Consider the following 9,135-nt stretch of genomic DNA (forward strand, 5'->3'; position numbering starts at 1 on the left):
CTCGGACTCCTCGCACTGCTGCTCGGCACGCCGGCCTATGCCCAGGCCGCGCTGGACCATGGCGGAATCGAGGATATTCGCAAGCATGGCGCGCGCGGCGACGGCCGCACGATCGACAGCCCGGCGATCAACCGCGCGGTCAAGGCCGCGGCGAAGCGCGGCGGGGGCGTGGTGCTGGTGCCGCCGGGGCGCTACCTCAGCTTCTCGATCCGGCTGCTCGACAATGTCACGCTGGCGCTGTCCGCCGGCGCGGTGATCGAGGCGGCGAACCCGGACATCCACGGCCGCAACTACGATCCGCCCGAGAATTATCTGGAGGAGCAGTTCCAGGATTTCGGGATCACCCATGTCCACAACAGCCTGATCTATGCCGACGGCGCGTCGAACATCGGCGTGGTCGGGCCGGGCATGCTCCACGGCCTCGGCCTCGACCGCGAGGGGCCGGGGGACCATTGGTGGCAGCGCGAGCACTGGAAGTCGGCCAAGGCGCTGGGGATCAGCCCCAAGGAACTCATGCTGCGCGATCCAAAGGAAGCCGAGCAGGTCGGGCGCGCCAACAAGACGATCGGCCTGATGAACTGCCGCAACGTGCGGCTGCAGGATTTCACCATCCTGCAGGCTGGCCATTTCGGCATCATCGCGCATGGCTGCAGCAACATGGCGGTCGACGGCGTGGTGATCGACACCGACCGCGACGGGATCGACATCGACTGCTGCCGCGACGTGCGCGTGCTCAACTGCACGGTCAACGCGCCCAAGGACGATGCGATCGTGCTCAAGAGCAGCGGCGCGCTCGGCCGCAAGGTGATCTGCGAGGACATCCTCGTCCAGGGCTGCAAGACCAGCGGGTACCTGATGGGCTCGCTGCTCGACGGCAGCTACCGCCTGTCCGATTACGGCTCGCCCGACGGCAATGGCGTGCTCGGGCGGATCAAGATGGGCACCGAGACCGTCGGCGGCTTCCGCAACGTGCGCATCGCCGATTGCATCTGCACCAACAGCCGCGGCATCCTGATCGGCATCGTCGATGGCGGCACGATGGAGGATGTGTCGGTGAGCGGGATCACGCTGCGCGGTCCGGTCAACCACCCGCTGTTCGTTCACCACGGCGCCCGCATGCGCGCGCCCAAGGGCACGCCGGTCGGCAAGATCCGCCGCATCCGCTTCGAGGATGTGCAGGTCTCGGGCGGCGACTGGCGCGAGCCGTGCGGGGTCGAGGGCTTTGCCGACGGGCCGATCGAGGATGTAACCTTCCATGGCGTCGAGGTCCATTCGCCGGGCGGCGGCACTGCGGCGGACGCGGCGCGCGAGCCCGAATATCGCCGCGAGACCAGCCTCGAGGTGAGCTACCTCAAGACACTGCCCGCATCCGGCTTCTGGGCGCGCCATGCCAAAAGGCTGACGATCAAGGACTGCCGCTTCAGCGTCGAGAAGGCGGATGCGCGGCCGACCGTGGCGTTGCGCAACGTCGAGGGCGCGATCATCGACGGGCTGGTGTCCGACAAGCCGCGCGAGGCCGCGATCGTGGCGAAGGACAGCAGCGGGATCGCGACCGGCGACATCCGGACGCTCGCATGATCGAGTTGGGCGATCTCGCCTTCGGCGCGGCGTCGATCGGCAATCTCTATCGCGCGGTGCCCGACGCGCAGGCGCGCGAAGTCGTGGCGCGAGCGTGGGACGCGGGCATCCGCTATTTCGACACCGCGCCGCATTACGGCTTCGGGCTGAGCGAGAAGCGGCTGGGCGCGGCGCTGGCCGAGCTCGATCCGGCGCAGACCGCGATCGTCTCGACCAAGGTCGGCCGGCGGCTCGACCCGCGGCCCGATGCCGACCTGACGGTCGCGCGTCAGGCGTTCGTCTCGCCCGAGCCCTATGAGAGCGTGTTCGACTACAGCTACGACGCGGTGATGCGCTCGTACGAAAGCAGCCTCGCGCGGCTGCGGCGCGACCGGATCGACATCCTCTACGCGCACGACGTCGGCGGCTTCGCGCATGGCGATGCGCATCCCCGGCGGTTCCGCGAGTTTCTCGACGGCGGCTATCGCGCGATGCGCGAGCTGCGCGATTCGGGCGCGGTCGGCGCGATCGGATTGGGGGTCAACGAGACCGCGGTGTGCATCGAGATGCTGGGCGAAGGCGAGATCGACCTGATCATGCTCGCCGGGCGCTATACCCTGCTCGAGCAGGACCCGCTCGACGACCTGCTGCCGCTCTGCGAGCAGCGCGGCGTGCGACTGGTGGTCGCCGGGCCGTACAATAGCGGCATCCTCGCCAAGGGCGTGCGCCACGGCGGCGCGATCCCCAACTTCAACTACGAGCCGGCGCCGCCCGCGATCGTCGAACGTGTCGGCGCGATCGAGGATAGCTGCGCGCGCCATGGCGTGCCCCTCGCCGCGGCCGCGCTGCAATTCCCGCTCGCGCACCCGCAAGTCGCGTCGGTGGTGCCGGGGATGGGCTCTGTCCGCCAGGTCGAAGATGCGCTTGCGCTCATGGCCCAGCCGATCCCGGTGGCGTTGTGGGCCGAGCTCAAGGAGGCGCAGCTGATCCGCCGGGACGCGCCGACGCCCCACTAACGCCATTCCTCCCGGGAGGGGGAGGGGGACCAGCGAAGCTGGTGGAGGGGTAGCTCACCACTGGCGTCACTGCTGGTGGAGAATACCCCTCCGTCACCGCTGCGCGGTGCCACCTCCCCCTCAGGGGGAGGAGTTATCGTGCCTCACCCCTTGCGGCTGGCTTCGAACAGGAACCAGGCGCGTTCCTCGGCCTGATCGGTCCATTCGTCGAGGATGCCGCTGGTCGCGTTGTCCTTGGCCTCGTCGACGATTTCCTTCGCCTCGCGCAGCAGCGCGATCAGCTTGAGATTGTCCTCGCGCAGCTCGGCCAGCATCGCGTCGGGCGCGACGAACTCCTTGTCATTGTCCTCGATCGTCTGGTGGCGCGAAATGTCGCCGACCGAGCGCAGCGTGGCGTTGCCGGTCTTGCGCACGCGCTCGGCGATCGCGTCGGTGGTCGCCAGGATCTGCGCCGCCTGATCGTCGAGCATCAGGTGATAGTCGCGGAAATGCGGGCCCGAGACGTGCCAGTGGAAATTCTTGGTCTTGAAGTACAGCGCATAGCTGTCCGCCAGGATGCCGTTCAGCGCCTGCGCGACGGTCTTGGTGTCGTTGCGGTTGAGGTCGGTCGGCGTCTTCAGCGCGGCGTTCGGTTCGGCCATGATAGGTCCCCATCGGTTGAGTCGGCAATGGAACGATCCCTTGCCATATAGGGTCCGCTGTCGCGCCGCAAAATGCCCGATCAGAGCAATCGACGTGCTAGATCAGGCGCAGCGCCCCGAGCGCGAGGATGAGGGCGGCGACGAGGCAGACCAGGCCGAAGCCGATGCGATAGGCCCGCACCGGCAGCTTGCGCCACGCCGCCTCGCCCATCACCGCCGCGGCGGTGTTGACGACGAGCACTGCCATGGTCGCGCCCGCTGCGGCGAGCGCCGGCGCGGGGCCTTGCGCGGCGAAGGCGAGCGTGAAGAATTGCGTGGTATCGCCCGCGGCGAGAATGAACACGCCGAACAGCGGGGTCAGGAACGCGCCGAGCTTCCAGCCTTCGAGCCGATCGGGCGGCTTAAGGCGCCACAGCGCGCCCATCGCCGCGAACCCCAGCGCGAGCGCGAGCAGGAGCTGTCTGGCGTTGGGGGTCAGCATCGGCGCGATCAGCAGGCCGCCGGTCGCCGCGACCGCATTGCCGGCGGCGTGCGCGAGCCCCGCTGCGAGCGCGACCAGCAACGGCTTGCCGAAGCGGTCGGCGAGGAGCGCGACCAGCCAGGGCGAGCGGTCGCCCGACTGAGTGAGCAGCACCGCGATGAAGGCGGGGACGAGTGAGTCCATCAGGCCAATCGGATAGCACAGGCGGCGGCGAAGGCCGCGCCGGTGCGCGCATCGTCGCGGCCGCAGCCGACCGCGTCGCGCAGCAGCGACAGGCCGCCGGCGATCATCGGCCCGCGCTGCCCCGCCGCCAGCGCGGCTTCGAGCGCATGGACCACGGGGAGGGCAGGCGTAATGCCGTTGGCGAGCGCGATTCGGCGGATCGCATCGAGATCGGCCGCCAGATCGGCGGTCGCCGCATGTGCCGCGCGCGCGTCGAGCGAATCGATTCGGTGGCTCAGCTCGCTTGCCAGCACCCAGTTGCGTGCGTTCCCCATCGCGCTTCTCCCCGGCGACATGGGCGAACGCTGCGCCCTCTATGGTTAACAGGCTGCTAATCGGCCGGTGGTGAAGTGGTTTGAATTCGTCTCATCGTCATTTCCGCGCAGGCGGGAATCCATTCTGGCTGGCCTGTCGACAACAGCCGCGAACACAGCGGCAATGGATTCCCCCCTTCGCGGGAATGACGAATAGGGTTCAGGAAGGTCGGCAGCCTCGAACTGCGTTCGCCAATCCGCCTCCGCGCTTGACATTGCGCGCCTCACGGGGCATGCGCCCACCCCTGACAGCGGCCTGCCAGCGCGCGGCCGCTTTATTCTTTTGAACCAGACTGCAGGATTCGGGCGATGGCCAAGCCGACAACCGTCAAGATCAAGCTCGTCAGCACCGCTGACACCGGCTTCTTCTATGTCACCAAGAAGAACCCGCGCACCCAGACCGAGAAGCTGAGCTTCCGCAAATACGATCCCGTCGCGCGCAAGCACGTCGAGTTCAAGGAAGCGAAGATCAAGTGACGCAAGCGGCGGCGTAAGCCGCCGCACGTCATCCCGGACTTGATCCGGGATCCAGGGCCGCGGGCGCATCGCTCAGCGGCCTTTTCCGTTTGCGCGCTTCATAGCAGCGCCTGCACCTCTTCGACGAAGCGCATCACCGAGATCGGCTTGGTGACATAGGCGTTGGCGCCGGCCGCCCTGATCCGTGCCTCGTCCTCCTGTCCGGCATAGGCGGTCACCGCCATCACCGGGATGCTCCGCAGCGCCGGATCGCCGCGCATCCGCCCGATGATGTCGAGGCCCGAGATGTGCGGCAGCTGGATGTCCATCACCACCAGGTCGGGACCGAACGCGCGCGCGGTCGCCACCGCCTCGCGCCCGTCGCGGACCGGCGAGGTTTCGAAGCCGTGCGCGCGCAGCAGGTCGCAGAAAAGTTTGAGATTGAGTTCGTTGTCCTCGACAACCAGCACCCTTTTTGCCACGCGCAGCTTTCCACCCCAGAGGTCGTAAAAGCTCTAGGCGATGCACGCGGGCGAGACAAATGACGACATGCTCACATTGGCGCTGGCCGCGCTGGGCTGGACCGTGTCCGACGCCGGCCGCGCGCAGCGGCTGCTCGATGTGACTGGCCTGACCCCGGCGGACCTGCGCGCCCGCGCGGCCGAGCCTGATGTGCTTGGAGCGGTGCTCGGTTTCCTCGAGGCGCATGAGCCCGACCTGATCGCCTGCGCCGAGACGCTCGGCGTCCAACCCGCGGCGCTGGTTGCGGCGCGCGCGAAGCTGGAGACCCCATGAAGCCGCTGTTGATCTGCGACTGCGACGAAGTGCTGCTGCACATGGTGCGGCATTTCAGCGCCTGGCTCGACGAGACCCATGACGTCGAGTTCGACGTGTCGAACCACGACTGGGCCAATGCGATGAGGCGGCGCAGCGGCGACCAGCTCAGCGTCGAGGAGATCTGGGGCTTTCTCGGCGGCTTCTTCCCGGGCGAGATGGCGCGCCAGACGCTGGTGCCGCACGCCCGCGAGGCGCTCGCCGCGCTGGCGCGGACCGCCGACATCGTCATCCTCACCAACCTGCAGGAGCATTGCCGCGAGCCGCGCATCGCGCAGCTCGACACCCACGGCATCGTCCACCGCGTCGAATGCAACCAGGGCGGCAAGGGCCGTCCGGTGGCGCAGCTGGTCGAGGAGCATGGCGCGGGCGTCGCGGTATTCGTCGACGATCTCGCCCAGCATCACGAATCGGTCGCGCGCAACGCGCCGCATGTTCACCGGCTGCACATGGTGTCGGAGCCGGCGATGGCGCCGCACGTGCCGCCCGCGCCCTTCGCGCATGCCCGCATCGACGACTGGCGCGAGGCCGAGGCGTGGATTTCCGCGCGCTTCGCCGCTGGCCAGCCTGCCGATCAACTCGAAAACATGGGAGAGATGTAATGACCCCGACTGATTCTGGCGTCCACGCCAAGCTCGCCGAACTCGGCCTGACGCTGCCCGAAGCCGCGGCGCCGGTCGCCGCCTATGTGCCGACGGTCGAAGCGGGCGGGCTGCTCCACATCTCGGGCCAGCTGCCGTTCAAGGACGGCGCGGTGATGACCGGCCGGCTCGGCGAGGACCGCGACCTCGCTTATGGCCAGGAGGCGGCGGAGCGCTGCGGCCTGATGCTGGTCGCGCAGATCGCCAAGGCGCTGGGCGGGTTCGACCGGGTCGAGCGGATCGTCAAGCTCGGCGTGTTCGTCAACTCGACGCCCGGCTTCACCGATCAGCCCCAGGTCGCCAACGGCGCGTCGGAGCTGATGGAGAAATTGTTCGGCGAGGCCGGGCGTCATGCCCGCGCCGCGGTCGGCGTCGCGGCGCTGCCGCGCGGCGCCGCGGTCGAGGTCGACGCGATCGTCGCGCTGCGCTGAGCGTCTGTCTGGAAATGCGCCAAAGAGCGCGTTTCTAGGCGGCACCGGCCTGCTCCCCCACCCGGCCAGCCAGCGGCAACATCATATGGGTGGCCGGGTGGGGGAGCGGGCCGGTGCCGCAATGCGCCGAAAGGCGCATTCCAGACAGACGCCTGACTGTTGCGTATGTGACAATGTTGTTGCGCTGCCGCCACAGCGGCGGCGCAATTGGCTCGAGCGCGCAAATGATGATTGTGCAGCGCAGCGGGATACGGCAAGTTCAGCTCAGCAAACGGCAATAGCCGCGCCGGGGCGCATGCCCTGAGCCAAGGCGGCGTCCCGGTTGCTGGCAGGTGGGGACCACTCGTTTAGAGAGAAAGGGATCCCATGCGTTTCACCAAGTCCATCGCCGGCGCGCTGCTGCTCGCCGCGACCGCAACCCCGGCCTTCGCTCAGGAAGAGCCCGCCGCGGCCGAAACCGAAGCTCCGGAGGCGCTCGCCGTCACCGGCGGCGTCACGCTGATCACCGACTATCGCTTCCGCGGCGTCACCCAGACCAACGAAGATCCGGCGATCCAGGGCACGATCAACTTCAACCATTCGTCGGGCTTCTATGCCGGCGTGTGGGCCTCGACGATCGACGGCGGCCTCGACGGCAGCACGCCCGCGCTCACCGGCTATGGCGATGCCGAGGTCGACCTCTATGCCGGCTTCACCAAGACGCTGAGCAGCGGCGTCGGCTTCGATGTCGGCCTGCTCTACTATCTCTATCCGGACGGCGCCAAGGGCCTCAAGACCGACTTCTTCGAGCCCTATGCCGCGATCACCTACACGATCGGCCCGGTCTCGACCAAGCTCGGCGCGGCCTATGCGTGGGGCGGGCAGGACGGCCTGGCCGGCTTCGACGTCAAGGGCGGCAACGACGACAATCTCTATGTCTATGGCGACATCTCGACCGCCATCCCGACCACGCCGATCACGCTCAAGGGCCATCTCGGCTATTCGGCCGGCTCGCTCGGCTCGCTCAACGTCCCGGGCGTGCTCGACAACAACTATTTCGACTGGAGCGTCGGCGCGGAGTGGGTCGGCGGCCCGATCAAGGGCGGCGTGACCTATGTCGATACCGACATCTCGAACGAGGATGTCGTCGGCATCGGCAATTTCGCGCAGCGCCGCGGGCGCGGCTCGACCGTGCTGGCCTATATCGGCTTTTCGTTCTGATCGACCGGGGAAGGGGGCCGGCCGGTCCCCTTCCTTGTGTCCGGACATGAAAAGGGCGGCCGCGCCGAGCGTGGCCGCCCTTCTCGTTGTCGGATCGAATCAGTTCTGCGGCGTGGGCGTCGGGGACGGCGCAGGAGCCGGGGCGGCCGGCGCGCCGGCGCCGGTGCGCGCGTCGCGCCCGTCGCCCTGCGGCGCGGCGACGATGTCGCGGGTGGTGCTGCCCTTGTCGACGACATTGGTGTCGGGGCTGCCGACCGAGGAACGCACCCCGGTATCGGCGGCGCTGCTGCCGCCCGCCGCCTGCACCGCGGCCGCTTCCGAAGCGCTGCGCTGCGCCGGGCCGCCAAACAGCGCTTCGAGCGCCTGTTGCGAGGGCCCGCCCGAATCCTGCGGGCGCGGCGCGCCGGGCTGGGGCGGGCGCAGCGCGAAGTCGGGCGGGATCACCAGCGGCGCCTGGCGCGCCACGGCGAACTCGTCGGGACGCTTGCGGTTGAACATCCCGCCGCTGCCGCAGCTCACGAGCAACATCGCCGAGCCGCCGATGGCGGCGATCAGCACGGATTTACGCATTGGCATTCTCCACAGGGGCAGCGTCGGCATTTGCGTCGGCTTTTTGTTTGTCACGCACGAACAGCGCCCGGACGAGCAGGATCACGACGCCGATGGTAATCGCAGCATCGGCGACATTGAAGACCAAAAAAGGGCGCCATTCGCCGAAGTGCAGGTCGGCATAGTCGACGACATAGCCGAAGCGCACGCGATCGACGATGTTGCCGAGCGCGCCGCCCAGCACCAGCGCGAGCGCGAACATGTCCGGCCGGCTCTTCTCGCGCGCCATCCACCAGGCGACGCCCGCGGCGATCGCGGCGGTCAGCGCGACGAGCAGCCAGCGCATCGTCGGCGTGTCGGCGGGCAGCAGCCCCAGCGACACGCCGATATTGGCGACGAAGCGCAGGTCGAAGAAGGGCAGGATCTCCTTCGACGCGCCGGGATAGGCGAGGCCGAGCCCCTCGACCACGAACGCCTTCATCGCCTGGTCCGCGACGAAGATCAGCGCGGCGAGCGCGAAGCCGATGGTACGATTGCGATTCATGGAACGAACGTCATCCAACTACTTGGGTGCAGCGGTGGCACAGCGCGCCCTCGGCTTCAACCTCCGGCAGCAGCCGCCAGCAGCGCCCGCACTTCTCGTGGCTGGTGCGGGCGACGGTGACCTCGCCCTCCTGCTGCTTGACGTCGGCGACGATGAACACCTCCGCCAGTTCCTTTGCCGGGCGGAGCATCTCGGGCACGGTCACCTCGGCCTCGAGGCTCGAGCGGATCGCCTTCTCGCGGCGATAGG

General features: G+C 68.4%; 14 protein-coding genes. 7 read left to right on the top strand and 7 right to left on the bottom strand.

The genetic code is table 11. The features are described 5' to 3' along the window. Positions 1 to 1,578: glycosyl hydrolase family 28-related protein (locus tag ABDV68_RS16290; RefSeq protein WP_343521158.1), on the top strand; the 1,578-nt coding region annotated here is incomplete at its 5' end. Further along, entirely contained in the window at positions 1,575 to 2,573 is a 999-nt protein-coding gene (locus ABDV68_RS16295; RefSeq protein WP_343521159.1) for an aldo/keto reductase, read from the top strand. The genes ABDV68_RS16290 and ABDV68_RS16295, both read left to right, overlap by 4 nt. Before the next feature lie 143 nt (positions 2,574 to 2,716). Here the strand turns inward: ABDV68_RS16295 and ABDV68_RS16300 are convergent, their stop codons facing one another. The 3 genes from ABDV68_RS16300 to ABDV68_RS16310 form a co-directional block, all read right to left on the bottom strand. After that, entirely contained in the window at positions 2,717 to 3,214 is a 498-nt protein-coding gene (locus tag ABDV68_RS16300; RefSeq protein ID WP_343521160.1) for a DNA starvation/stationary phase protection protein, read from the bottom strand. A 97-nt stretch (positions 3,215 to 3,311) separates the two neighbouring features. After that, complete coding sequence (locus ABDV68_RS16305) at positions 3,312 to 3,878, bottom strand: TMEM165/GDT1 family protein (RefSeq protein WP_343521161.1); 567 nt, start codon at positions 3,876 to 3,878, stop codon at positions 3,312 to 3,314. Then, positions 3,878 to 4,192 carry a hypothetical protein gene (locus tag ABDV68_RS16310; protein WP_343521162.1) on the bottom strand — a complete coding sequence of 105 codons (315 nt, stop codon included), beginning with the start codon at positions 4,190 to 4,192 and terminating at the stop codon, positions 3,878 to 3,880. The genes ABDV68_RS16305 and ABDV68_RS16310 overlap by 1 nt, the downstream gene beginning before the upstream one ends. Positions 4,193 to 4,540: 348 nt before the next feature. Here ABDV68_RS16310 and rpmG point away from each other — a divergent pair, with 348 nt between their 5' ends. After that, complete coding sequence (gene rpmG / locus ABDV68_RS16315) at positions 4,541 to 4,708, top strand: 50S ribosomal protein L33 (protein WP_265118380.1); 168 nt, start codon at positions 4,541 to 4,543, stop codon at positions 4,706 to 4,708. A 98-nt stretch (positions 4,709 to 4,806) separates the two neighbouring features. Here rpmG and ABDV68_RS16320 read toward each other — a convergent pair whose 3' ends face one another. Next, complete coding sequence (locus ABDV68_RS16320; RefSeq protein WP_343521163.1) at positions 4,807 to 5,169, bottom strand: response regulator; 363 nt, start codon at positions 5,167 to 5,169, stop codon at positions 4,807 to 4,809. 40 nt (positions 5,170 to 5,209) lie between these two features. Between ABDV68_RS16320 and ABDV68_RS16325 the strand changes: the two genes are divergently transcribed. From ABDV68_RS16325 to ABDV68_RS16340, 4 genes are all read left to right on the top strand, one after another. Further along, entirely contained in the window at positions 5,210 to 5,482 is a 273-nt protein-coding gene (locus ABDV68_RS16325) for a DUF3572 domain-containing protein (protein WP_343521164.1), read from the top strand. Further along, positions 5,479 to 6,123 (top strand): HAD family hydrolase, encoded by a 645-nt coding sequence (locus tag ABDV68_RS16330; RefSeq protein WP_343521165.1) that lies wholly within the window; start codon positions 5,479 to 5,481, stop codon positions 6,121 to 6,123. The genes ABDV68_RS16325 and ABDV68_RS16330 overlap by 4 nt, the downstream gene beginning before the upstream one ends. Beyond that, complete coding sequence (locus ABDV68_RS16335) at positions 6,123 to 6,593, top strand: RidA family protein (RefSeq protein ID WP_343521166.1); 471 nt, start codon at positions 6,123 to 6,125, stop codon at positions 6,591 to 6,593. The genes ABDV68_RS16330 and ABDV68_RS16335 overlap by 1 nt, the downstream gene beginning before the upstream one ends. Before the next feature lie 366 nt (positions 6,594 to 6,959). After that, complete coding sequence (locus ABDV68_RS16340; RefSeq protein ID WP_343521167.1) at positions 6,960 to 7,793, top strand: TorF family putative porin; 834 nt, start codon at positions 6,960 to 6,962, stop codon at positions 7,791 to 7,793. 99 nt (positions 7,794 to 7,892) lie between these two features. Here ABDV68_RS16340 and ABDV68_RS16345 read toward each other — a convergent pair whose 3' ends face one another. The 3 genes from ABDV68_RS16345 to ABDV68_RS16355 all read right to left on the bottom strand — a co-directional run. Beyond that, complete coding sequence (locus ABDV68_RS16345; protein WP_343521168.1) at positions 7,893 to 8,363, bottom strand: DUF3035 domain-containing protein; 471 nt, start codon at positions 8,361 to 8,363, stop codon at positions 7,893 to 7,895. Beyond that, entirely contained in the window at positions 8,356 to 8,886 is a 531-nt protein-coding gene (gene lspA / locus ABDV68_RS16350) for a signal peptidase II (protein WP_343521169.1), read from the bottom strand. The genes ABDV68_RS16345 and lspA overlap by 8 nt, the downstream gene beginning before the upstream one ends. Positions 8,887 to 8,896: 10 nt before the next feature. Beyond that, on the bottom strand, positions 8,897 to 9,135 hold a 239-nt coding region (locus ABDV68_RS16355; protein ID WP_343521170.1), incomplete at its 5' end, for a zinc finger domain-containing protein.

Origin of the sequence: Sphingomonas sp., assembly GCF_039595165.1 — a bacterium.
Classification (GTDB): domain Bacteria; phylum Pseudomonadota; class Alphaproteobacteria; order Sphingomonadales; family Sphingomonadaceae; genus Sphingomonas.